The 26,387-nt window shown below is 31.7% G+C and carries 15 protein-coding genes; 3 read left to right on the top strand and 12 right to left on the bottom strand.

The window, feature by feature from the left end; all coding sequences use genetic code 11:
- Window positions 1-133 precede the first annotated feature (133 nt).
- The 6 genes from HY951_13910 to HY951_13885 form a co-directional block, all read right to left on the bottom strand.
- Window positions 134-1,738: a hypothetical protein gene (locus HY951_13910; protein ID MBI5541157.1), complete on the bottom strand. Its 1,605-nt coding sequence runs from the start codon at window positions 1,736-1,738 to the stop codon at window positions 134-136.
- Window positions 1,739-1,783: 45 nt separating this feature from the next.
- Window positions 1,784-2,086 carry a DUF1905 domain-containing protein gene (locus HY951_13905; GenBank protein MBI5541156.1) on the bottom strand — a complete coding sequence of 101 codons (303 nt, stop codon included), beginning with the start codon at window positions 2,084-2,086 and terminating at the stop codon, window positions 1,784-1,786.
- An 89-nt stretch (window positions 2,087-2,175) separates the two neighbouring features.
- On the bottom strand, window positions 2,176-3,087 hold the full coding sequence (locus tag HY951_13900; GenBank protein ID MBI5541155.1) for a T9SS type A sorting domain-containing protein: 912 nt from the start codon (window positions 3,085-3,087) through the stop codon (window positions 2,176-2,178).
- Between the two features lie 146 nt (window positions 3,088-3,233).
- The gene (locus HY951_13895) at window positions 3,234-3,785 is read right to left on the bottom strand and encodes a hypothetical protein (GenBank protein MBI5541154.1); all 552 of its coding nucleotides are present in this window, start codon (window positions 3,783-3,785) and stop codon (window positions 3,234-3,236) included.
- Window positions 3,786-3,876: 91 nt separating this feature from the next.
- Window positions 3,877-5,574, bottom strand: a complete 1,698-nt coding sequence (locus HY951_13890) for a T9SS type A sorting domain-containing protein (GenBank protein ID MBI5541153.1) — start codon at window positions 5,572-5,574, stop codon at window positions 3,877-3,879.
- Window positions 5,575-5,806: 232 nt separating this feature from the next.
- Window positions 5,807-6,562 carry a formylglycine-generating enzyme family protein gene (locus tag HY951_13885; GenBank protein MBI5541152.1) on the bottom strand — a complete coding sequence of 252 codons (756 nt, stop codon included), beginning with the start codon at window positions 6,560-6,562 and terminating at the stop codon, window positions 5,807-5,809.
- 324 nt (window positions 6,563-6,886) lie between these two features.
- Between HY951_13885 and HY951_13880 the strand changes: the two genes are divergently transcribed.
- Complete coding sequence (locus HY951_13880) at window positions 6,887-14,536, top strand: choice-of-anchor L domain-containing protein (protein MBI5541151.1); 7,650 nt, start codon at window positions 6,887-6,889, stop codon at window positions 14,534-14,536.
- Window positions 14,537-14,651: 115 nt separating this feature from the next.
- On the opposite strand, the gene HY951_13875 is transcribed toward HY951_13880, so the two are convergent.
- The 6 genes from HY951_13875 to HY951_13850 all read right to left on the bottom strand — a co-directional run bounded on the left by HY951_13875 (window position 14,652) and on the right by HY951_13850 (window position 24,105).
- Window positions 14,652-15,263 carry an N-acetyltransferase gene (locus tag HY951_13875; protein MBI5541150.1) on the bottom strand — a complete coding sequence of 204 codons (612 nt, stop codon included), beginning with the start codon at window positions 15,261-15,263 and terminating at the stop codon, window positions 14,652-14,654.
- 70 nt (window positions 15,264-15,333) lie between these two features.
- Window positions 15,334-15,912, bottom strand: a complete 579-nt coding sequence (locus HY951_13870; protein ID MBI5541149.1) for a hypothetical protein — start codon at window positions 15,910-15,912, stop codon at window positions 15,334-15,336.
- A gap of 169 nt (window positions 15,913-16,081) precedes the next feature.
- Window positions 16,082-16,633, bottom strand: coding sequence for a hypothetical protein (locus tag HY951_13865; GenBank protein MBI5541148.1), 552 nt, complete (start codon window positions 16,631-16,633; stop codon window positions 16,082-16,084).
- Between the two features lie 135 nt (window positions 16,634-16,768).
- Entirely contained in the window at window positions 16,769-18,817 is a 2,049-nt protein-coding gene (locus tag HY951_13860) for a T9SS type A sorting domain-containing protein (protein MBI5541147.1), read from the bottom strand.
- A gap of 47 nt (window positions 18,818-18,864) precedes the next feature.
- Window positions 18,865-19,137, bottom strand: a complete 273-nt coding sequence (locus tag HY951_13855; GenBank protein MBI5541146.1) for a hypothetical protein — start codon at window positions 19,135-19,137, stop codon at window positions 18,865-18,867.
- 24 nt (window positions 19,138-19,161) lie between these two features.
- The gene (locus HY951_13850; GenBank protein MBI5541145.1) at window positions 19,162-24,105 is read right to left on the bottom strand and encodes a fibronectin type III domain-containing protein; all 4,944 of its coding nucleotides are present in this window, start codon (window positions 24,103-24,105) and stop codon (window positions 19,162-19,164) included.
- Between the two features lie 179 nt (window positions 24,106-24,284).
- Between HY951_13850 and mtaB the strand changes: the two genes are divergently transcribed.
- Window positions 24,285-25,571: a tRNA (N(6)-L-threonylcarbamoyladenosine(37)-C(2))-methylthiotransferase MtaB gene (mtaB, locus tag HY951_13845; protein ID MBI5541144.1), complete on the top strand. Its 1,287-nt coding sequence runs from the start codon at window positions 24,285-24,287 to the stop codon at window positions 25,569-25,571.
- A 2-nt stretch (window positions 25,572-25,573) separates the two neighbouring features.
- Window positions 25,574-26,365, top strand: coding sequence for an inositol monophosphatase (locus tag HY951_13840; protein ID MBI5541143.1), 792 nt, complete (start codon window positions 25,574-25,576; stop codon window positions 26,363-26,365).
- Window positions 26,366-26,387 lie beyond the last annotated feature (22 nt).

Below are 26,387 nucleotides of genomic sequence, written 5' to 3'. Positions count from 1 at the left end.
TACCTAGTTTTGTTACATTGAGTGGATTTTCGAAGAAAATTTGTATCGAAATGAACAAAACGATTAGTTTTCGATACGAAATTCTGAAAGAATTTCACTCAAACTAGCATCGTTTTCTTATATCGAACTCACGTTATAATAGTTTATAAAAATACTTTAAATCTGTTTCCTGTAAATAAGTATCATATGTTGTGTAAAGTATATCGCCCATTATAAAAACTTTATTTCCACATCTGGTAATTCCAATTGGAACAAAATTGGAATTTGAAATTAAGGTTTGGTTTTTAGACTTAAAAATATTTAGATTCTTATAATTTCTTAAAAAGTAAAATACGTTGTTCTCATTTCCAATATACTCAGGCTTTTTGCCAAATGAGTATTTAAAATAGTTTCCTGTATTTGTAACAAAGTATATTATATCTGTTGAAAGTTTATTTACTGTTATTTTGCTTGAGTCACCCGATAAAATAAATAAATCCTGATTAACGCATCCTAAAATCTTTCCATAATCCTTTACTGAAATAGAATCCATTGTTATAGGTGTAGAATTAAATATTTTATATGCAATTATTTTATTATTTGTTATGAGTATAATAGTATCATTATTATGCTTTATATCAACAATAGTGGTATCAACTTTTATATTATTCATAAAGAATAATTCACCGGTTTCTTTTCTTATTATTCTGATATAAGGTTTTCCGCATTTTTCGTATTTAATACCTGCTAATGCCTGCCCGGTATTTATAAGTACTAAATTCTTTGCATATTCATATAACACAGAAGTTGAAGTAGTGTCAACTGGTAAAGATTTTCTCCAGATTGGAATCCCTTCTTTGTTTAAATTGTAAATAGAATCAAGTGAAGCGAAAAAATATCTGTTGTCATTAATCAGAACATTTGAACAAACTCCTTTATATGATTTAATCTGAGTTTTAGTATTTGCTGCAACATTCATGTTATAAACTGTGTTTGCAACAATGTTTACAACTAATACGCCAACCAGACCACCACCAATAGCTGCAATAAAATATACACTGTTGTCAATGTATGGTCTCTTTCTTGTCATGTTTGCATTAAAACTCCATGTTTTATTATTCTTTAAATCAATTTTATGAATTCCAGATGCTGTTATTAATACTGTAGAATCAGGCAGGAAATTAATGTCTGTAATATTGTTGTTGTCTTTTAAATAGCAGCTCCATAGTCTTTTTTGATTTGTTATATCAAAAGCATAAATTGAATCATTTAAGCGTGATGGAGTTTTTAAATTGTACTTTATTAACGCATATTTGTTGTCAGGAGGAAAACTGAGAACACTAATTTCTTTCTCCCATATAGTATTACCATCATTTAGGTTTATTAAATGGGATTTATTTGAGTAATTTGTAAATAAAATGCTTTCGCTGAATAATACCGAGGTTTTATTTATTTTATTTGTCCATATAACCTTTCTTTCGTTATAATTATATCTTGTTATATAACCCGAATTTAAAAATACATCTTTGTTATTAGGTTTATATCTTAACTCAAAAATAATATACTTATTTGTTGTGTCAGGATAGGCGTTAAATATATCGCAACCCATAAAACTTCTGGCTCCCTGTATGTTTTCCCTGTTTAATAAATTTCTTCCTATTTTTAAATTGTGACGATAAAATGGAAGCTCTTTTTGTGCAATTATATTTGTATTACAAACAAAAATAGCTAGTATAAGATATAATGTATATTTTAACAATGTGTATTATTTTATGATTTCAAAATTAGTAAAATGTTTTATCAATTATATCCACAAAATGATTTCTATTTTATTTTCAACAGTGATATTTTCTTTTTTTCTGATTTCAGCTTTTAAAGGTAGCAAATAAGTTTTCATTTTAGAGTCAAACCAGATAGCAGTTTTCCATTCGCTATTTCCAATTTTTGCACTTGTTTTTAGACGTCCCCAGCCTTCTTCTTCTGATTTATGAGTTTCTCTTATTTCATTTGCAAGCTTTAGAGGTAGTGAAACAAAATACCAGCCATTGGGTCCTTCATATCTCCATGGCTTTGCAGTAAACTGGTATTTTATTCCTTTGATTGTCATTTATTGCTTATTCAATTGTCTACACATTGGTAGGTAGGTACATCTTGCAGAGAATTGCTATTTGTTATCTTAGATATTGTTAACAATAGTTATTTTATTATAATCTTTCTTGTAATCTTATTATTACTACCGTTTGAGATTTCAATAAAATATAGTCCTGATTTTATGTTTTGATTTATAATTATTTGTTTTTCATTTTCTATATTAAATTGATTTATTAGTTTCATGTCACTTGAAAATAACTTTAACATTGTGCAATTATGCATTTCGGCCAAATCTATTTTAAAACTGTTTTCTGTTGGATTTGGATATACTGTTATTTCAATATTTGTTTGAATATTTTCAATGTTTAAATACAGATTACAAAAACATCTATTACAAATGGGATTATTTATCCATATTGCAGTATCGTTTTGTTTAACACAAGCTAATTCATATGTCAATCCACATGTACAAATGTCAGCTATTGGGGCAAAAAGTCCTTCTCCATCAATTGCTCCGATTCCTTCTATCCATGTGTTTCCAGTTATCCCACCGGAGAAATAATATATTTTTCTAAAAAGATTATTTATTTGTATTGAACCAATAGAATCTAATCTTTTAAAATGATTAGATGGATTTATAAAATTACCATAAAACAAATAATTATAATGAATGGTATCACCAACATTTAGGGAAAAATCATAAAGCAAAACTTCAGTTGTATCAATTTTAAAGTAAACTTTTTTACTACTATCTTCTCTAAAAGGGAACAAATAATTTGCACTACTACAGTTTATTGTTGTGTCATCTATTTCATATAGTTTTGAATATACTTTATTATTTATTGTTACAGTATCGTTAAAGAATGCATATCTTTTCATTTCTGTATTCGAATTGGACCAAACATTATGTTCATAAATATTCCAAATTGTATTAGAAAGAGGAAAGTGATAATAAGTCTGTCCTGTTGCATTACTACAAATTAAAAGGAGTAATAATAATTTCATTAAAGTTTTCATAATTGTCTTTTTTTTATAATTATTGCTAATGGTTCAATATATTATTTTTTTAAGTTGCTAATGACTGCTAATTGTTATCATAGGTGGAGTTATAGTCAGTGGTTTTAATTTATTCTTGTCAAAAAGTAATTTGTCAGTTATTGTATTTATTCATGCACAACGGCTTCAATAAAATCATCGATAAATACTTTATCTCCTTTTTCAGCACCAGCAAAAATTATTATTAAATCTATTTGCTTTTTAGAAGCAAATTTTGCTTTAAAACTATTTGTTTTAAAATTTGATGACAAATAACCAAGTTTGTCACTAAATGCAAAGTTCCATAGAATCGCTGTTGGCGATATGATTTCTTTACTGTTTTTCTTAACAAGTTTTATGTTCTTTAAGCCGCTTACCATAGAAAAAGATGAACCATCTTTCTTAGATAAAACAAGCCAGACTCCAACATGGTTTTCACTTTTGTCCAATTGATCGCATGAAATTGATTCAACAGTTGTATTGTCAGCACGCCAATTTGGAAGAGATAAAGAGTCTGGAATGTTGCAAAAACTTTCAGGTCTCCAGATTTTACATTGAATTACTGATCTTGACTGTAATTGTCCAACATGATTTTTTGAGTCAAAATTGTCATTTTGTGCAAATGAATAACTCATCATTTGAGTCACGATAATTAATAGGAACGTAATTTTTTTCATCATGTTTTTTTTTATTTTTACTAATGGTTATAACAGTTTGCTAAATTTTAACCGTGTGTTAGGGGCTGGTTTATTTTAAATAATAGTAAATTTGTCATTGAATTACCAATTTTTTAGATTCAATACTTTTGTCAGTTTGTATTTTTACTAAATAAATTCCTTTTACTAGATTATTGACATTTATCTCCATAGATTTTTCATTATGGAATATACTATTAATTATTTGCTTTCCTTGAAAATCGAAAATACTTACAATAGTCTCATTTGAATTAATATTATTAGTAATAGTAATTATTTCAGTTGCTGGACTTGGATAAATTCTAAACAATTCATTTTCTTTAGTCTCTAATTGATTGGCACCTGTTGATATGTCATATTTAGCAAAAAAAACATCTTCGTAACCAACTGATATCAGATTTGTTATACCTGTATTTGGGTCAAAGTCTACAGTATTTGTATAGTAACCTGTTATATAACAACTTCCAATGTCATCAACTGTAATCGAATAAGTGTATTCACTATAAGTTCCTCCAATGTTCTTAGCCCAAAGAAAATTTCCATTTGGTTCGAATTTCGCAAAGAAAATATCGTGTCCACCAAATGAGGTAAGAGATGAGACACCGGTGCCAGGGTCAAAGTCAACTGTGTTAGCAAAATGACCAGTTATATAACAATTACCTATTCTATCAATTGTTAAACTCTGTCCATAATCATAATCTGAACCACCAATATTTTTTGCCCAAAGAAATGTACCATCTGTAGCATATTTAGAAATGAAAATATCGGTATTACCTATAGTTGTTAGATTTGCAGTATTTGATGAAGGGTCGAAATCAACTGTTCCATAAAAATTTCCTGTAATGTAACAACTGCCAATACTGTCAACAGCTATACTAGATCCATTACAATAAGAATTACCTATATTTTTAGCCCACAGGTATGAGCCATCAGAACCATATTTAGCAAAGAAAACATCTTCATATCCATGTAACGAAAGGAAAGCTGTCCCTGTACTTGGGTCAAAATCAGCATTACCATAAAATCCTCCTGTGATATAACAATTGTCCAAATTATCAATAGCTATAGAATAACTATAATCGTTATTAGAGCTTCCAATGCTTTTTGCCCAAAGATAATTCCCATTAGAATCGTATTTGGCAAAGAAAATATCGCTTTCTCCAATTGATGTAAGGTTTGAAATTCCAATGCCCGGATTAAAGTCAGCAGTAAGAGTAAAATATCCTGTTATGTAGCAATTCCCAATACTATCAACAGCTATACTTTGGCCAATATCATCAAAAGTGCTACCGATATTTTTAGCCCAAATAAATGTTCCGTCTTGTGCATATTTTGCAATGAAAATATCCATTCCACCAAAAGATATAAGGGTTGATGTTCCTAAACCTGGGTCAAAGTCCACAGTATCTTTGAAATATCCAGTAATATAACAATTCCCATTATAGTCTGTGTCAATACTGTACCCAATATCACTATTAGTACTACCAATATTATTTGCCCATAAATATGAACCATCTTGAGCGTATTTAGCAAAAAATATATCACCTAAACCAAACGAAGTAAGATTTGCAGTTCCTAAACCTGGATCAAAGTCTGCAGTATTATTAAATTGACCGATAAGAAAACAATTTTCATTGCGATCAATTGCCATGCAACGTCCGCGATCCCAGCTATTGCTACCAATACTTTTTGCCCATTGTAAGTTTTGAGAATAACAAAATTCATTTACATTAAACAAAACAATTACTAAAAGAAAAAATGAATAAATTTTCATGTTTTTATATTTAATAAATTAAAAAATTGTCAAAATATTTGTCTGTAGGTAAAATTGTTTTTAAACTTGCCCCTAACTAGCTTGTAAATATTATCAATCATATATATACGACACATGGTTATAGTATATTTAAACTTGAAAATGTTTCTAGTTTTTTAAATGGTTCGTTAAGACACTATCCATGTAATTAGGAATATTTTAATGATTTATTATTATAATTCATTATTATTTGTTACAGCGATACAAGACGAAAACCTAGGTCGTCAGAGCGGTATTCAGGTGTGCTTTCGTGGCGACATGCACTACGGCAGAAAACTGCACCGTCGCCCCAACCACCGCCACGATATACGCGACTTGTGCCAGATGTTGGTCCTTTAGGATTTGTTTGAGATGTTGTGGAATAATCGCCATACCAGTCGTTGCAATATTCCCACACATTACCGTGCATATCGTATAGCCCCCAAGAATTTGGAGCAAAACTGCCTACGGGCATAGTTTTTTGCCTGTATTCACCTTTCGAATTTTTGTTGTATGAACCATTGCCGTTGTAATTAGCTTGTGCAGTTGTGAGATTATTTCCTGTATTGAATGGAGTTGTATTGCCTGCCCTTGCAGCATATTCCCACTCGGCTTCCGTAGGTAAACGACAATTTATCCATTTGGCAAAAGCTGTGGCATCTTCCCAGCTAACATTTATTACAGGGCGGTTGCCACGTCCCCATCCTTCATCATTTGGTTTATCTCTACCTGTTGCATCACAAAACAAATCATATTGTTCAAAGGTTACTTCGTATTTGCTAATTTTAAAGGCACTCAATGTTACTTGATGTTGGATTTCATCGCTAGTACGGTCAATTTCATTTATTATGTGACTACCCATGGTAAAGCTACCAGATGGGATGTTAACCCATTCTATGGTGGGTTTGGTTTGTGCGAATAAAGTTATCGTCAAAAACATTAGAAGTATTCCTAAAATTACATTTTTCATGCTCTTGTATTTTATTAAAATCTTTGCCTACTCTTTAAAGGATTTTCGGCTTACTCCATTGTTGAATATTTTGTTTTGTATCCTTTATTATAATTGGTAACATAAATGTATTTATTTTCTATAAATTAAAAATATTTGATGCAATAAATATAAATAAAATAGTATTCAAAATATTGTCAAAATGAAGTTTTGTTTTTCTATATATATTGTTTTGCTTAAAACATTAGCTTATTGAATGCTTTTTTTATTAGTCAATATTTTATTTGATAATTATTGTTTTTCTTAAAAATTTCGTATTTTTATTTGTTTCAAAATAACCTGTTTATGAAAAAATTTATATATTTAGCTATAGTATTACTTTTAACTGTAAAGTTAAATGCTCAGCTTACAGTTACTGGCGGAGTAACCGCAACACAACTTGCAAATATTCTGGCAGGATCAAATATAGTGGTTTCGGGTGCTACACTTACTGGTAGTAATCTTGCCTCCGGCTCATTTAATGGTGTTAATACTAACCTTGGTGTTCCAACCGGAGTGATTTTATCTACAGGAAGAATTACCGATGCTTTGGGACCAAATGACCAAACAAATAGTAGCACCACTCCATTAGGTACTTCAGGAACTGCACAGATGACGGCATTAGCGGGTGTTAATACATTTGATGCAATAACATTGCAGTTTAATTTTACTGTTCAGTCTGATATGATACAGTTTGATTACGTTTTTGCATCAGAAGAATATCCTGAATATGCACCACCTAATAGTTCTGCATATAATGATGTTTTTGCATTCTATATCAGCGGACCTGGAATTACAGGTGAAGAAAATATTGCTCTTGTACCGGCAAGTACTAGTCCGGTTTCAATAAATAATATTAATGCAATTACAAATAACCAGTATTACATAAGTAATGCAGGTGGGTTAACAAATGAATTTGATGCATTTACAACAGTGCTTACTGCCAGAAAGGAAGGATTGATTCCATGTCAGACATATACTTTGAAGCTTGTAATTGCTGATGCAGGCGATGGACAATATAATTCTGCGGTTTTTCTTAAAGAAAATAGTCTTGTGCAAGGTGTTGTAAATGTAATTCCACAAACTATAAATGCCGATAATATTGCTTTGGAAGGATGCGTAAATGCAAGTTTTTCATTCTCGCTCGACCAGCCTCAAAGTCAGGATTATCAGATAAACTATCAGATTGCCGGTACAGCAACAAATGGTATTGATTATCATACTATCGATAACACAATTATGATTCCTGCAGGACAAACAAATGCAGTTGTTATTATTGATCCTATACTTGATGGTTTTCCAGAAGGGCAGGAGACTGTTATGTTAATATACAGGCCTGAGGTTTGTGCTTCATATGATACCGTTTTTCTTTATATTGATGATGCGCAACCAATAGAATTTACATTAACTGAAACTAATCTTGATTGTTATCAGGATAGTTCGGGCGAAATATTAGTAAATGCAAGTGGTGGTTTTCCGCCATATACTTATCATGTAACGGATGTGAACGGTGTTACCGAACTTTCAAATTCAAACCCTGTTACCGGTCTGGCTGCCGGTACATATGCTGTTCAGGTATATGATACTTATGGCTGTAAGGCTGAAGCATTAGTTGTTGGCGGTATATTTGATGCTGATACTACTTTTCTGCCGGATGGGAGTGGAGTTTCTTATACAAGTACAATAAATATTACAGGTTTTGGTGCAGGCGAAACAATTACAAGTTTGTCGCAGCTGCAGCAGATTTGTGCCAATATGGAACATTCATATTTAGGCGATTTGCAAATCAGAATTATTGCTCCAAGCGGACAATCGGTAATTCTTAAGGAGTTTATGGGAGGTGGTACTTGCGATCTGGGAATCCCTTTTGCATCAGGTCCTGTGGATGGGTCTAATAGTAATCTTACAAATCCGGGACAAGGCTATGATTATTGTTTTAATGAAACACCAGATCATGGAACAATGGTAAGCGAATCAAATGGAATGTATACTCATACTTATCCTTCTTCGCTTGGTGGCGGACAAATGGTTACTGATAGCTATCTGCCTAGTGGAGCTTATGTTTCATATCAACCACTTTCAAATTTAGTTGGTGCACAAAAAAACGGTGTCTGGACATTGGAAGTTACAGACCAGTTTGGATTGGATAATGGTTATATTTTTAACTGGAATATCAGCTTAATGTCAGATTTACCTGATACTTTAGTTTCAATATCAGAGCCATTGGGTATGAATGTTGGTGGATTTATAACACAAGCTACATGTGGCGGTACAAATGGAGCAATTAACATTACTGTTAATGGTAATTCTCCGCCTTTTACTTTTCATTGGAATAATGGAGCAATTACCGAGGATTTGATTAATATTCCATCAGGTTCTTATAGTGTTACAGTTACTGATGCAAATAACTGTTCTATTGTTAAATTATATTCGTTAACAAATGTTAGTAGTCTGAACATTGTTAAAAATATTAATCATGTTAATTGTAGTGGGAATAATTCAGGGTCAGTTAATATTACTACTTCGGGTGGAACACCTCCTTATACATTTGCCTGGAGTAATGGAGCAATTACAGAAGATTTGATAAATATTGTGGCAGGTTTATACACTTTAACCATTACAGATAATGCAGGTTGTGTGTTTATTGAAAATATAACAATTAACCAGAATCCACAATTATTAGTTTCACTTGTTAATTCATCAAATGAAATATGCGGAGATGCAAATGGATATATTGATGTTCAAATAACAGGAGGTTCAGGTTCTTATGCCTATAACTGGAGTAATGGATCGACAACTCAGGATTTGATTAATGTTTCTGGTGGAAATTATTATTTAACAGTTACAGATGGTTTTGGTTGTACTAAAACCGCAAATTATAGCATTATTAATAATGTTAGTAATTGTTCAAGCTATTGTTATCTCGATATTTCTAATGCAGCAGTTAGTCCAGATTTATGCGGGTCGGGTGTTGGAAGTATAAATATTACTTTGTCAAATGTTACATTGCCTTCAACAATTACATGGAGTAATGGTGCAATAACTGAAGATATAAGTAATTTGTTAGCCGGAAATTATACTGTAACTGTTCATGATGCTGCAGGCTGTAGCGATGTGCAGTCTGTAATTGTAACAAATAATACAGGAACATTAAATATTTCGGGTTCTGTAATTTCAGATGAAAATTGCGGAAATGGTTCAGGTTCTGTAAATATTACCGTTGCAGGTGGTGCATTGCCATATAATTTTTTATGGAGCAATGGAGCAACTACCGAAGATATAAATGGAATTCACAGTGGCAATTTCTCTGTTCAGATTACTGATGGAAATAATTGTGTTTTAAATCAGGCTTTTGTTGTATCAAATAATACAGGTTCATTACTGGCTACTGCTGTTGTTACAAATGAAATTTGCAGTAATCATTTGGGAGCAGTTAATCAAACGATTTCAGGTGGTAACGGAACAATAACATATCATTGGAATAATAATGCCACAACTCAGGACAGAAGTAATCTGGTTGCAGGAACATATTTATGCACAATTACAGATCAGTCTGGATGTAGCCTTGTAGAATCATATACATTGACCAATCAACCCGGTAATTTAAGTGTTACGGGTTCAATTGTAACAAATGAAATATGTAATAATAATCAGGGAGCAATTAATATTTCTGTTACCGGTGGAAGTGGAAGTTATACTTATATCTGGAGTAATAGTGCAACAACCGAGGATTTGTCAAACCTGAATGAAGGTACATATTCTTGTACTGTTTCTGATGCAAACTCATGCCAAGTACCTACCGGTTCACTTTATGTTTTTAATGCTGCAGGTAACCTTGATATTCAGACAGTACTTATTACAAATGAAATTTGTCATAATCATGATGGTGCTGCAAATATGAGTGTAACAGGAGGAGATGGCGCATATACCTATTTGTGGAGCACAGGTTCTACTTCTCAGGATTTAATGAGTATGGCTGCCGGAACTTATACACTTACTGTTACAGATGGGAATGGCTGTCAGGCTCAGCAATCTGTAACAATAAATAATACTCCCGGAAATTTAACTCATGTAAACACTATTATAACAAACGAAATTTGCGGAAACGGTCTAGGAAATATTAATGATGTAATCTCAGGAGGTACAACTCCATACACGTATATCTGGAATACCGGTGCAACAACACAGGATCTAAGTAATGTTTCTGCAGGAAATTATTTCTGTACTGTTACAGATAACTCAGGATGCTCTTTTACTATTAACCCTGTTGTTTTAAATACCACAACAGGTTTAGGTGCAACAAATATTGTTACAAATGAAGTTTGTACAAATGGTTTGGGTTCAATAAATTTAACTGTTACAGGTGGCACTTCTCCATTTACATATTTGTGGAGTAATAGCGCAATAACCGAAGATTTGCTGAATTTACATGCAGGTACATACAGTTGTACTGTTACTGATAATAGTGGTTGTAAATTTCATACAGGAAATATTATTCTTAATAATAATCCGGGTACGCTTAATTTAACAACTAATTCCATTAATGAAATTTGTAATAATGATCAGGGAAGTATTGACCTTACTGTTACAGGTGGTACTCTTCCGTTGACTTATTTATGGAGTAATGCAGCAACAACTCAGGATATTTCAAATCTTACTGCAGCCACATATACTGTAACAGTTACTGATGTTAACGGATGTGTGGATATTAAATCAGTTGTGATAACAAATAATCCGGGAACATTAGCTGTAGCAACACCTGTTGTTACAAACGAATTATGTAATAATAATCTTGGCTCGATTAATCTGACAGTAAGCGGAGTTACCGGAACAGCTCATTATATATGGAGTAATGCTGCAACAACTGAAGATATTTCTTCTTTAAATGAAGGATTATATTCGTGTACTGTTTCTGATGATGGCTCATGTCAGGTAATTTTATCAAATATTGTTGTTGGAAATAACTCCGGAACATTATCTTTAACAAATGTTGTTACACATAATGAAACATGTAATAATAATGCCGGAACAATTGATATAACAATCAATGGTGGCGTGGCTCCAATAGTTTATAACTGGAGTAATGGTTTGCATACTCAGGATTTAAGCGGGCTAAATGAGGGTAGTTATACATGTACAGTTGTAGATGCAAATTCATGCACAGTTGAAGCTCATGCAACAATTTTAAATAGTTCAGGAACATTAACAGTATCTAATGCTGTAATAACAGATGAAGCATGTAATAGTGGGGCAGGTGCAATAAATATTACAGTTCAGGGTGGAACTATACCATATACATATGCATGGAGCAATGGTGCAACTACACAGGATATTATTAATGTTCATGCAGGGAATTTTTCGTGTCAGATTGTTGATAATTCAGGATGTAATTATTTATATTCAGGTGTTGTTAATAGCATTGGAAGTAACTTTGTGATAACAAATTCTACAATTGAAGATGAGATTTGTGGAAATGCATCAGGTTCTGTAAATATTAATATCTCGGGAGGATCATTGCCTTATGTTTATAGCTGGAGTAATGGTTCTATAACCGAAGATTTATTTAACCTTAATGCTGGAAGTTATTCTGTTACTGTTACAGATATTCATAGTTGTTCAACTACCGGATCATATATTGTAAATAATACAACAATGTCACTTGCTATTTCAGGCCTTGTAGTTACAAATGAAAATTGTGGAAATGGAATGGGAGTTATTGATCTTACATATACCGGAGGTTACGAACCTGTTTCTACCATTTGGAGTAATGGTTCAACTGATGAAGATCCTGAATTATTAAGTGCAGGAAACTATATTGTAACAGTTACCGATCATTTTGGTTGTAGTGTTACCGGTAATGCCAGTGTGATAAATAATTCAAGTGGTTTTGCTGTTTCAAATTCTACTGTAATAAATGAGAATTGTGGAGATGGACTTGGTTCTGTTGATATTACTGTAAATGGCGGTCAATTACCTTACACGTTTTTATGGAGCAATGGCGCAACTACAGAAGATATTTCAAACCTGCATATAGGAAATTACACATGTTCGGTGACTGATGCGAATAGTTGTCAGATTGTTGTTAGTGAAGAAGTGAATAATGTTACTAATGGTCTGAATATTTCGAATTTAATCACACATGATGATTATTGCTCAAATGGTGTTGCTTATATTGATTTAACTATTCAGGGTGGTGTTCTGCCATATTCCTATTTATGGAGTAGTGGTCAGATTACACAGGATTTGTCAGGCATAAATGCAGGGACATATATTTGCACAATTACAGATCAGTCAGGTTGCGTTGTTGTAACAAATCAAATAGTAATTGTAAATACTCAGGTTAATCTTAATATCACTTCAATTGAAACCGGAGATATGTGTGGACATTCGGATGGAATAGCTGATATTACAGTAACGGGAGGGTATTCACCTTATTCGTATAACTGGAGTAACTCTGCTACAACACAAGATATTAGTGGTTTATCAGCAGGCATTTATATCGCAACAATTTCAGACGCTACCGGTTGTGAGTCAATTTATAATGTTACAATTCCAGAGACTCAAAATCCAAATCTTATGTTTTATTCAACTTCAACTGTTAATGATGACTGTGGTCAGGGGGTAGGAATAATACAGTTTCAACCAGCTGTAGGTGCATATACTTATGAGCTTAATGGAAATCCCGGAGGTACACCTGTTAATCAGTTTTCAAATTTATTTTCAGGAAATTATATTCTTTCAATAATTGATGGAACATGCAGATTTGATGAAAATGTTTTTGTAGATAATAATGCTTTATTTAGCAGTACTGTTGGATTTATCGGAAATGAATATTGTGGAACAGGTAGCGGATATGTTGATATTTCTGTAACGCCATCAGGAAATTATTCTTATGAATGGAGCAATGGAACATTTAATGAGGATTTAAATAATGTGCATGCCGGTGCTTATTCATGTCAGATTACTGATTTAAGTGGGTGTAATGATTATATTTTTGTAACCGTAACAAATAACGCATCTTTTACTGCATCTAATCTGGTTAGTGATGAAACTTGCGGACAGGGAAACGGAAGCATTGATATAACTATTCCTACAGCAGGGGCATATTCTTACTTGTGGAGTAATGGAGATGTAAGTCAGGATATTTCTAATTTACATGCCGGTAATTATACATGTACAATTACTAATTCTACAAATTGTTCAGTTATAACAAATTCCACAGTTGAAAATAATACAGGTGCTTTATCTGTAAATGATGCAATAATAAATGATTTTTGTAATGAAGGGCAGGGAATGATTGCATTAAGCATTAATAATGGTGCTGATTCTTATTCTGTGTTATGGAGCGACGGAAGTACATTGGATACTTTGTATAATTTGTTTGCAGGTAATTATAGTGTTACTGTTACAGGGATGCCTTCTAATTGTATCTTTGTAAATAATTATATAGTAAGTAATTCTGCATTGTTTACAGTTTCTGAAATTATTACTCATGCTTCCTGTTCATCCTGTAATGATGCTTCAATAACTATAAATATAAACGGAGCTGGTACCAATTATACTTTAAATTGGAGTAATGGTGATGTTACACCTGTAATATCTAATATTTTATCTGGCACATATTATTTAACTGTGACTGATGATTGGGGTTGTATGTTAGTAGATTCTTTTATTGTTGGTTATTTAACAAATAACAGTCAGGTTGCAATTCAGAACTTTGTTCTTGTATATCCTAATCCTGCAAATGGAACATTTAATGTTAAATATAATTTTGATAAACTAACTGACGAAAAGTTAGAAATATATGATAATACCGGTAGGCTGATAATGAGTTCAAAACTAAAAGAATTAAACGGAATTCTTAATGTTGATTTGCAATCATCACCTCCGGGAATATATTTTGTGAGAATTGTTACTGACGGTAAAGTTTATACGACTAAGGTTGCACTGTATTAAGAGATAATTTGAAAATCTTACTGGGGTTTCTCTTCTCTTATTATGAATAAAGAATAGAATGAGAATTTAAAAGGACTCTGAGATTAAAAAACTTTGTGAAACTTAAAGTTATTTTTTAATGTTTAAGCTGAGTTTCGGTAACCAGTTTTTCTTTATAAGGAAATTGTTTTTCAAATTCAATTAATTCATCAGGTTTGGTAACAAAAGTATTATCCTCAAAAAATTTACCTTTTATATTGTTTAAGCCATTTTCGTGTAACTCTAATGCCATAAATGGTTCAAAGTTTTGATTATCTTTGGTTGTTATGCAATATTTCTGTGCATTTTTAAATCCAAAACGATGGTAATATTCAGGATTCCCAAAAAGTATCATGCCATGATTACCTAATTCTTTTGCAACTTTAATTGATTCATACATTAGTTTTGAGCCGATACCTTTTCTTTGCAATTCTGGTAAAACTGATAAAGGTCCTACACATAAAATTTCATGTTCATTGTTTTGTGAATCTAAAACTTTAGCTTTTGTTGAAATTATGTGTCCAATGGTTTCATTCTCAAAAACTGCAATAAGATCGAGTTTGTTTATATATGCTTTACTTTTCCTAATATTGTGCAAAATCAAATGCTCGTCACATCCTGGCTTATAAACGTTCCAAAAAGATTCTCTTGTAATGTATTCTGTCTTGAAAAAATCTTTTTCAGTTGTTATTTTAATAAGTATTTCCATATTGTTATAGTATTTCATTATTGTATTTTAAAGTATATAAAGTATTTAATTGTGTTAGTTACATATATTCTTAACAGTCAATTTTATTAAAGTCTATAGACGTAAACTCAATTTCTTTAACAGAACTATCTTCCAGAATCCAATTCTCATCTATTCCAATAATTTCAATTATTCCATAGCTTCTTGAGATTACTATTCTGTCAAATCTTTTATTGGAATTTTGACTATTGTTTTTATATATGATTACTCTACCATATATTAAACCATTTAACTGATAAGTATAATTTTGTTGTTCAAAATAATTTAAATATTCATGATTGATAATAACATATGAGTCATTTAGAACTCTTGAATTATTGAAAAATACACTTATGTTAATTGAGTCTGAAGATAATAATAAGGTGTAATTGTCCTCACAAGCGCACTTTGTATTGCGTTTAATTTTTTCTGTATGATTTATTACATTACTTTTTAAAGTTAAAGTGTCCTTAATGTTATCATTTGTCAGAATAATATTATCTGTTTTTTTATATGGTAACCAGTTAATTATATCTTCATTAAAATCTTCACATTTTTTTGCACACCCTGTCAAAATGTACAACAGTGTCAAAGAAACTGCAATTATTGGAAGAGTTCTGTTTTTTTTCATATTATGTGTGCTAACGGTTTAAACTACTAAACGACGAACATTTACTTGCAGTCGTGCTTGCCCCTTCGGGGTCAAACCGCTAAGAATTATATTTAATGTTATATGTGTCAAGTTGCACATTACTGCTCGTTGTTTTTCCTAGGTGGTGTTAGTAATTTGTTTATTTTTATTATAACTCACAGAGGTCTGTCAATAGTGTCATATTTGAACTATTCAACTCAATTTCTAATTTTGTTCCGTCTCCAACTTCTATGGGAATTGCAAAACTATAAGGTTTATCTTTTATGTAAAATATTGATGATATAATCCATTTTTTTGTTTTTGGAATTTGAGAGTCTGAATAATATGATAAAATTTGTCCTTTTTTTCTCATTAACAATAGCATGTCACTTCCTCTAACTGACTCGAAAAAATTTTCCCAAGTTACTTCAATATGCGAAAAAACTATAACCGTTTTATCTTTTTCATTTTTTGCTTGTTTTAACCGATCAATATAGTAAGTTGTAAAAAAAGTATTTTTAAATTTTAAATATGGGTCAAAATTTACCATACATATTTGAATTGCTTCTGGTTCTATAAGAGTTGAGTCTAAAAATATATGAACCTCCCAAGTCCCATAATTGAGGTCATTTTTGCTAGAAAATTTCAATTCATTTTCTTTTGCAATTAACGATATTGCAAATAATGTCAATGAGAACAAAATTAGTAATGTCTTTTTCATGATTTCAATTTAATGTTATCTGTAAGTGCATTTTAGAAATAATTGCTAAGGTTCTATAGTCCCAATGGTTGTGTTTATTATTCTTTAGGATTATTCCATGTATTTATTACATAGTGTGATCTACCGTAATTATTGTTAATTAAGAACGACTTTTTCAGTATGAATTTTTACCCCATCGTTTACTTTTACAAAGTAAATTCCTTTTGGGAAAGATGTGAGGTCTATTTCTGATTTATTATTAAAATTATTAAGGGTTGAGAAATAAATTATTTTTCCAAAAATATTCATAACTTCAATATAGTGAATATTTTTTGTTGATGATACTGTGAATTTATCTTTAGTAGGATTTGGAAACAAGTTAAAATTTGTTTCTAATTCATTATGATTAATGCCAATTACTTCTAATAATGACCTTTTCCATACACCATTGTAAGAAAGGCCAGAAAAAATATAATTTCCATGGATAGTTAATGAAACAATATTCATATCCTGAGGAAAACCTTCGTTTCTTGAAGACCAATATAGTCCATTGTTTTCAGATATATATAGCCCCTTGCTAGTTCCGATAATTAAAGTCGAATCACTTTTAATAATTGATCTTACGCTTATATTTGAAGGGAGTCCATTATCTAAAACAGACCAATTATTTCCAAATCCAGAAGATAAATAAATACCTCCAACATAAGAATCAATATATTCAGAACCTATAAAAACATTTGTGTCATTAATTAGAATTGTGTTAGTATTAAATATAGATAATCCATTTGTAGCATTAGTCCAATGTAAACCATAATCATTAGACATATATATTTCACTTGGGGTAGCTCCTATATAAACTATTGAATCTTTTCTTGCTATGCATGTTATTGACGGAATTGGAAACAAGCCGTTATTTAATGGATACCATTGTGTTCCATTATCTCCAGATTCATAAACTCCATTACTAGTAGCTGCATAAATGTATGTACCCATTATCTCAAATGAATAAACAGTAGTAGAACTAGGTATACCATTAGACACATAATTCCAATTATTGCCATTATCACTTGTATAATAAACTCCTACATCCGTACCTGCAAAAATATAACTACCCTTTGTTATTAATGCAGTAATAGATCTACATCCGATTCCATTAATTTTTAAGTTCCAATTTGCCCCATTATCTGATGACATATAAACACCTGAACCTATTGTCCCAATGTATAAATTATTACTTATTGAACAAAAAGATTTAATATAACTTTGAATCAAACCGTTATTTACTGAAGACCAAGATAATCCATTATTTATAGTCTGAAACACTCCACCATATGTGCCTGAAAACAAACTTGTGCCTTTTATTAATAGGGAGGTTACTATTGTGTTTGATAATCCATTACTAATTGAAGTCCAACTACTGCCATTATTAGTTGATAAAAACACACCTCCAGCAGTACAAGCATAGACATTAGAACCATTTATAACAATTAAACTAATAAATGGGTTTGTAAATCCATTATTGGCGGGAGCCCAGTTATTTCCGTTATCAGTTGATAAAAACATTCCCCCAGCACAACCTTGTGCACCCGCAAAAATATTATTACCACTTATAGCTATTGTCCTAATATCAGTATTTGTCAAACCATTATTTTTTGGTGTCCAAAGCCCCCCTTCATTAGTTGATAAGAACACACCAGTGTTCGTTCCTGCATAAATATTTGTACCGTTAACAGTTAAAGAATATATATTGGCACCAGTTAAACCAGAATTTGCTAAAGTCCAATTGCCTCCATTATTAGTGGAAATATAAACACCACCAAACGTACCAGCAAATATTTTTGTTCCTATTACAGCTAAAGAATATATACTTGTACTAAAACCTGTTAAACCTGTACTGACAGATGTCCAACTACTTCCATTATTTGAAGATTTATAAATACCATTACCCCATGTACCTGCATATATATTTGTTCCATTAAAAACAATTGACGTTACTTTTGTAGAAGAGAGATCATTACTAATAGATGTCCAGAGTCCACCGTTATTAGTTGTTACAAAAATTCCACAATTTGTTCCAATATATATACTGCTTCCATTTGAGGTAATGCAATTCACAATACCTCCGGCTGGTCCACTTGTTTGTTGCCATTGGGCATTACAGTTAAAAGTTAAAACAATTCCGATAATAAAAATTAGTATTTTCATATATTATATGTTATAACATTATTTACTCTAAATTATTTATTATTATACTATTCTTTAGGATTATTCCATGTATTGCAGCTTACTTCGTAACGATTATCAATGCTACCCTGATTCATGTCATAAGCTTTTATTTTTGCATCGTCTTCCATATGTGTAACCTCACTGCCACAGCCTTCATCAGTCCATATAACTGTGTTGAAAAATTTATCTGTGATTTCACATTTCATACAACGATTAGGAAATACTATTCCATTAAAAAGATATGCACATGAAGATAATAAAAATACTATAACAACAGATATTAGAATATTTATTTTCATCGATTAAAAAAATGTTAGATTTAATTATTGAACTACTAATTTAACAAATCTCACATTTTCATCAGTTGCAATTTTTAGATAGTAAATACCTGAAGAAACCTCAGAAATATCAAATGATTCTTTAATGAAATTTTGTCCCTGAATCATTTTTTCTTTAATAACCTGTCCGCTTATAGAGTAAAGGCAGAATGTTATATCAGTTTTATTTTTTAGGTTAATCTCGATGTTTACATTATCTTTTGCAGGATTAGGATAAACTTTAATTTCATTAATATCTGATATTTCATTTATCCCATCTGGTTTATACATATAAACAGAATCGACAGCATTACAACCAAAATCGTCGGTTGTTGTTAAGCTATACCAACCATTTGCTATAATTCCTATTACATTAGAAGTTGAGCCGGTTGACCATAAATAGTTGCAATTAAAAGGACTGTTACAATTACCTGCAAATAAAGCTGATGGCCATTCAGTACTAACAATTATGGTGTCGTTTACTCCACCTAAATCAACAGTTAAATTATACGAATAAATATTTGTAAGTAAAGTGTCGTTTAAGTTATTTGTATTATTGAAATTGTAAATAAATGATTTATAAGGATAAGATCCTAATTGACCGTTAATTGTAGGTGTATATATAATTGTGTCGGTTGGTAAAAGATCAGTGGTTAAAACATATGTCTCAATTGTAGGAATTGTAAGAGGAGGATATATGCTAAATATTTGTATGCTATCATTTTGGAATAATGTATTGGGTCCATTGTTAATAATTAAAAAATGAGGGAAATTACATGAGCAGCTATTGCAAATATAAATAGTCTCGCTTGTATTATATTCAAATGATAAATCGGTTAAGTTAGGATTTAGTAATACATACACTGAATCGATTGCAGAACATCCGTACGAGTCAGAAACATTAACAATATACCAACCTTCTGAATTAACATTTATTGTTTGTGTTATTTCTAGGTCAGACCACAAATAATTACACCCAAACGGACTAGTGCATGAGCCTGCATCAAGCATATATGGGAATCCATTTACAGTAATTGTGTCGTTAATTCCACCTAAGTTTGTTGAAATCTGGTATGCATAAATATTCGAAAATGCAGTATCGTTATTTGTTTCAAAATCATTGGAATTAGAAATAAATACCTGAACTGGATAAAGTCCTATTTCAGTAATGTTCATGGAAGGGTTGTAAATTAAAGTGTCTCCCATGTTAAAATCTGAATTAATAATTAATGTGTCAGTTACAGGTGCTGTTAATGGTGAATAAATATAATTTATGATAATAGTGTCCGACTGGTAAACTGGATTTGGTCCATTGTTAATAATTAAGAAATCGGGATAATTACAAGGACAATTGTTACATATAAATATAGTGTCGGATGGATTAATGCTAACTGCTAAATCTAATATGTCAATGTTTTGATAAATGTATACAGAGTCGCTGGCTGTGCAGCCGTTAAAGTCTGTAACAGTAACAAAGTACCAACCATCGGAAGAAACAGAAATTGTTTGAGAAGTAGAATTATCAGACCATAAGTATGTGAATGGAAAAACTCCGATGCCAGCATTTAAAAAATGAGGGTAGCTTGTTACTAATATAGTGTCATTTATACCGCCTAAATCAACTGAAACCTGATAAGAATTTATCGTAATATAAGCAGTGTCATTTAAATTGTTGTTATCGGAATTACTGTATATGTAAAATTCAAAACCGTAGATTCCGTTTTGAGTTATATTTAAAACAGGTTCATAAAGTATGGAATCGTTGGGAAGTAAATTATTTGCTAAAATAATAGTGTCAATAATAGGGATTGAAAGAGGAGGGTATTGATAATAAACAATAATTGAATCGTTTTGTAATAAAGCTGTTGGTCCATTGTTATGAATGTATACATCAGGGGCACAGGTTGGGCAACTATTGCAAATATATAATGTGTCAGATGGAATTATTGTTGGAGTTAAATCCTGATAAAAAGGATCCAGAAAATTAATCTCTAATGTGTCATTATGGTAATTTGCAACATTAGCGGCAATTCCACCGGTAAATGCAGCATCATTAAATATTATTGACATATTGTTAATGTTGTCTGCTGATGTATGATTTAAAGCATTTCCGTATAGTCTAATAATAGCCGATGTGTCTGTTGTAGATTCAATCTGAACTGTTATACCTGCAGGAATATTTGATGTAGTGTAGTGTGTTGATGGTAGGAATATTCCTGAGTTTAGTATAAAAGTTTCAGTATATAATTTAACAATAATTGAATCTGTTGTGCTTCCGTTATTTGTTATAGATTCATTAAAAATGGAATTATCCCATATCATTGTTGGTGGCGTTGTATCAATGAAATCTATCCCTATATTATTTTTTGAATTTCCAATAACAAAGTTCGATGATAAACCGAAATATGCAGCATTCAGGAATGTAATTGTCAGGTTATTTATGTCATTAATATTAAGGTGCTGACTTGCATTACCAATTAAACTTATTGTTGCAGTAGTGTCTGTTAAAATATTAATAACGGTTGTTAAGCCTGCAGGAACATTAGCTGTTGTGTATTCAACCCCTTCAGTAAAGGTTCCGATATTTGAAAAAATATGATTCTTTAATTTAAGATTTAGAGAATTTGTAATAGAACCATTATTTGTAAATGCCTCATTAAAAACAGAAGTCAGCCAGATTAATTCGGGTAATGCCTGATTTGCAGCCTTTGGTGTTGGCACTGCCGCTTTATATGTAGCAGTATTTCTTAATCCTCCGGTACCGTTTGAAATTCTTGAACAAGATACTATGTCTTTATTGTTATAAAGATTTTCGTCAATTTGTGGTTGACCAGAATTTAATAATGTCAGTAATTGAACATCTGTAGGGTCGCTGGTTTCATATACAATTGCATCAACAAGATTTGTTAGTGTTAATGTAGTACCTGCAGGAAATGTTGAAGCATTATCGGTATATAAAGCAACTGCATCTGCGCCATTCTGTAGCAGATTATCTGCAAATGTTATAGAAGATCCTGAAACAGTAGAATTGCCTATAACAAAGTACCCGTTATTATCAGTTGTGTATCCGTCCAGATCGAATGAAAGATAGCTTTGATCTGTACTCCCATTATAAAAAACAACTGTATAACCATCTAATGGATAGTTGCCAACACCGCCATCATAAAGCTCAACAAATTCAAGAGAATCATTACCAGTCTGGTCGCAATCAAGTTCATTAATAAGTACAGTTGCTGGTGGTATAATAGGGTCAAAAACAAGTTGTACAAATTGAACACTTCCTGTATCAGCATTCATTGCATCGCATACGTGCAAAATCCATGTTCCGTTGGGGTTTGAGTTGTCATTTAAACTATTGAAATTTCCTAAAGGAATATATGAACCAACAAATGGTGGAATCCCTGTACCAATTGGTCCATTAATACCTGTCATATTAAAATTTGTGTATGAGTCGCATAATCCATTTACGATGCCAAAATTATCTCCTCCACCTCCAGTATTTGAGACTAATGAAACTGTAGCTCCGCTTGGTGATTCTAATATTGCGTTAATATCAGCATCCCAGGTGTGTGTTATAATAAAATTTACATCTTTTAAGTTAACAGTTGTTCCCATTTGTGTTCCTGAAACACCGGAAACATTTATTGGAATATCAACACAACCTGCATCAGGTATATGAATTTGAAGACCACAAACTGATGGGTTATTTAAAATTGAAAGTAAAGTAGTAAATGTAATTGGTCCCGACCATACACTGTAATCGCCACCACCACAGTCAGAACGCACATAAAAACTATAATTTGTGTTTGAATTTAAGCCGTTTAAAATATAAGGATGTGAAGTAATATTATTTATTAATGTGCCAGTACCTATAGCAAAACCAACCGGTCCGTATTCAATTTCCCAGGTGGTTGCTGATCCTTGAGGAACCCAGTTAAGTGTTGCTGATACATCGGAAATATTTGTTGCCGTTAGTGTTATTGGTTTTGGACATGTTACCGGGATGCAGCTGCTTGTAAAGGTGTAAAATAATCCTGCTGTTGGTGCATTACCTGTTGCCCACGAAAAAACTATATTGTTGGATGGATCAAGCATTTCGAAACTTGTTTCGTTATCATAAACTCCGGTTGTCCATGATAATTGAATATTTGCACCGTTACAAAGATTAACATTAGCTAAGTTTTGACCTCCACCGGTAACAGTAAAAAATCCCATGTTAACACCATTCTGGTATACTGTAATTCCTGCGCCATTCCAGCTGTTTCCTATATCGTGCATATTCATTGCAAATGTGCACTGATTTGCAGGTAAACAAACCAGAGTACTGAAAGTATATGGTCCGGTCCAAGAACTTAGATCACCACCACCACAATCATTTTGAACATAAAAAGAATAACTTGTTGCTGAAGTTAATCCCGATAAGTTATAAGTATTAGTAGTTAAACCGTTAACAATAGTTCCTGTACCTAAAGTAAAGCCAGCAATTCCGTATTGTATATTTGATAAAGTTCCTGGAGTTGTCCAACCTATAGTTGCTGAATTTAGTGTGATAGCTGTAGCTGTAAGGCCAGTTGGAGTATTGCAGCTAGGGCAACTTGCAATACCAATGTTTGTATTGTTTGCGGTAGGATTAGGTCCGTCATGAAATATTTCAATTCCCTGGTTATTGTATATAAAATACTCATTTTCTTCGGGCCATTGACCAGCTGTATATGTTACACTAATAGAATTTCCAATTGTTACCGGAAATGAATATGTTAATGGTCCGGCACCTGATGCAATTGTATATGGTCCATTAACGGTGCTGCCTACTGTAACAATTACCTCACCTCCATTCCAACCATCGCCAAAAGTGTCTAAAAGAACTATTGAGTAATTACATTGTGATTTTACAAATATGAAAGAAATTGATAGTAAAAATGTTATTAAAATTACTTTTATTGTTTTCATAGTAATGAAATTTGAATTGTGGTTAAAAATATGAAAAATTAAGATATAAGTCAATGATTTAGTTTTCTTTTTTCTAAAAAAATGTAATTAATTTAATATCTCAAATTTCAAAGTATAATTCGTATAAGCTAATTCCCGAATTTCAATAAGTTTAGTTAATTTTGCGGACTATAATAAAGATGAAAATTGCGTTTTATACACTTGGTTGTAAGTTAAATTATGCCGAAACTTCTACTCTTCACAGAGTTGCAGTGGAGCAGGGGCACGAAGTAGTTTCTTTTACCAGTTCAGCAGATGTTTATGTGATAAATACTTGTACTGTTACAGGGGCTGCTGATAAAAAATGTAGAAATATTATTCGTAAAGCAATTAAACAACAAGTAGGAAGTAAGGTAATAGTAACAGGCTGTTATGCCGAGTTGAATTCTAATGAAATTTCTGAAATTGAAGGTGTGAGCCTTATTATTGGGAATTCAGAAAAATCAAAATTTGTAGATTATTTAAATTCAATAACTTCTTTAGAAGATAAAGTATTTGATTATTCAAAACCAAGTCATGAATTTTTTGCAGCATATTCGATTGGCGACAGAACTCGTTCATTTTTAAAAGTTCAGGATGGCTGTAATTATTTTTGTTCATATTGTACTATCCCTTTTGCACGAGGAAGAAGTAGAAATGCTCCAATTGCTGATTTGGTAAAAGAAGCCGAGATAATTGCTTCAAAAGGAATTCGTGAGATTGTATTAACAGGAATTAATATCGGTGATTTTGGTCACACAACAGGTGAATCTTTTTTAGAACTAATTAAATCGCTGAACAATGTTACAGGAATAGAAAGATTTAGAATTTCTTCAATTGAGCCTGATTTACTTTCTACCGAGATAATTGAATTTGTTGCTTCTTCAAAAAAGTTTATGCCACATTTTCATATTCCGCTGCAATCGGGTTCTGATAAGATTTTGGGGTTAATGAAAAGAAAATATGATACAAATTTATTTATTGATAAAGTAAGAACAATTCACAGAATTATTCCGGAAGTGTGTATTGGTATTGATGTTATTGTTGGATTCCCTGGAGAAACTGATACAGACTTTAATGATACCTTTGAAATGCTAAAATCAGTTGATGTCGCGCATTTTCATGTGTTCTCATATTCTGAACGTGAAAATACTTTGTCGTCAAAAATGGATAATAAAGTAAGTGATATTAACAAAGAGAAAAGGAGTAAAATTCTTCATAAATTATCTGATGATAAAAAAGAAATATTTTATAAAAGAAATATTGGGAAGGAAGTGAAAGTATTGTTTGAGAGTAGGAGTAAAGCTGGTTATATGGAAGGGTTTACCGAAAATTATATTAAAGTTGAAGCATTGGCAAATAAAGAATTGTATAATAACGTGTCTAATGTTAAACTTCTTAGTTACAATAGTGAAAAAATGATTATGAATTGTGAAATTATTAAATAATTATGGATTTAAAAACATTGTGCAGTAAGGTTTGTGATTTGTCCAGAGAAACAGGAAAATTTATTCTAAATGAGAAATCTAAAATATCTGCTGATATCATAGAAAATAAGGGCATGCATGATTTTGTGACTTATGTTGACAAAACTTCCGAGAAAAAAATAATTGAAGGATTGAAAACATATTTTCCAGAAGCCGGTTTCTTAGCTGAAGAAAATACTGTTAAACAAACAAATTCGGAATACACATGGGTAATTGATCCTTTGGATGGTACGACAAATTATATTCACGGACTTGATCCTTACGCTATAAGCATCGCTTTAATGCAAAAAGATGAAATATTGTTAGGAGTTGTTTATGTTGTATCTAATGACGAATGTTTTTATGCCTGGAAAGATTCTAAAGCATATTTAAACGGAAAGGAAATTTCTGTATCAAAAAGAAAAACTGTTTCGGATAGTTTAATTGCAATTGGTTTCCCATATTATGATTATGAGAGAATTACAGCATTTTTAAAGTCAGTAGATTATTTCTGCCATAAAAGTCATGGGGTTCGCAGATTAGGAAGTGCTGCAACAGATCTTGCTTATGTTGCTTGTGGTCGCTTTGAGACATTTTATGAATATAGTCTTCATCCCTGGGATGTTGCTGCCGGTGCAATAATAGTGCGACAGGCGGGTGGAAAAGTCTGTGATTTTAAAGGAGGCGATGATTTTATTTTCGGGAAAGAAATTATAGCAACAAATAATTATGTATATAACGAGTTTGTTGACTTAGTTAAAAACTTCATGAATTAACATTTTGTTAGGTAATACACGT

Source organism: Bacteroidia bacterium, assembly GCA_016218155.1.
Classification (GTDB): Bacteria; Bacteroidota; Bacteroidia; order Bacteroidales; family GWA2-32-17; genus GWA2-32-17.
Note: the sequence above shows the minus strand (reverse complement) of the source record. Positions and strands in the feature narration are given on the sequence as shown.

Bases quoted from the DNA above. Each gene is read 5' to 3' on its own strand.
- HY951_13840 (MBI5541143.1), top strand. From the start codon at position 25,574: ATGGATTTAAAAACATTGTGCAGTAAGGTTTGTGATTTGTCCAGAGAA.
- HY951_13860 (MBI5541147.1), bottom strand. From the start codon at position 18,817: ATGAAAATACTAATTTTTATTATCGGAATTGTTTTAACTTTTAACTGT.
- mtaB (MBI5541144.1), top strand. From the start codon at position 24,285: ATGAAAATTGCGTTTTATACACTTGGTTGTAAGTTAAATTATGCCGAA.
- HY951_13850 (MBI5541145.1), bottom strand. From the start codon at position 24,105: ATGAAAACAATAAAAGTAATTTTAATAACATTTTTACTATCAATTTCT.
- HY951_13880 (MBI5541151.1), top strand. From the start codon at position 6,887: ATGAAAAAATTTATATATTTAGCTATAGTATTACTTTTAACTGTAAAG.
- HY951_13865 (MBI5541148.1), bottom strand. From the start codon at position 16,633: ATGAAAAAGACATTACTAATTTTGTTCTCATTGACATTATTTGCAATA.
- HY951_13900 (MBI5541155.1), bottom strand. From the start codon at position 3,087: ATGAAAACTTTAATGAAATTATTATTACTCCTTTTAATTTGTAGTAAT.
- HY951_13875 (MBI5541150.1), bottom strand. From the start codon at position 15,263: ATGGAAATACTTATTAAAATAACAACTGAAAAAGATTTTTTCAAGACA.
- HY951_13870 (MBI5541149.1), bottom strand. From the start codon at position 15,912: ATGAAAAAAAACAGAACTCTTCCAATAATTGCAGTTTCTTTGACACTG.
- HY951_13905 (MBI5541156.1), bottom strand. From the start codon at position 2,086: ATGACAATCAAAGGAATAAAATACCAGTTTACTGCAAAGCCATGGAGA.
- HY951_13895 (MBI5541154.1), bottom strand. From the start codon at position 3,785: ATGATGAAAAAAATTACGTTCCTATTAATTATCGTGACTCAAATGATG.
- HY951_13885 (MBI5541152.1), bottom strand. From the start codon at position 6,562: ATGAAAAATGTAATTTTAGGAATACTTCTAATGTTTTTGACGATAACT.
- HY951_13855 (MBI5541146.1), bottom strand. From the start codon at position 19,137: ATGAAAATAAATATTCTAATATCTGTTGTTATAGTATTTTTATTATCT.
- HY951_13890 (MBI5541153.1), bottom strand. From the start codon at position 5,574: ATGAAAATTTATTCATTTTTTCTTTTAGTAATTGTTTTGTTTAATGTA.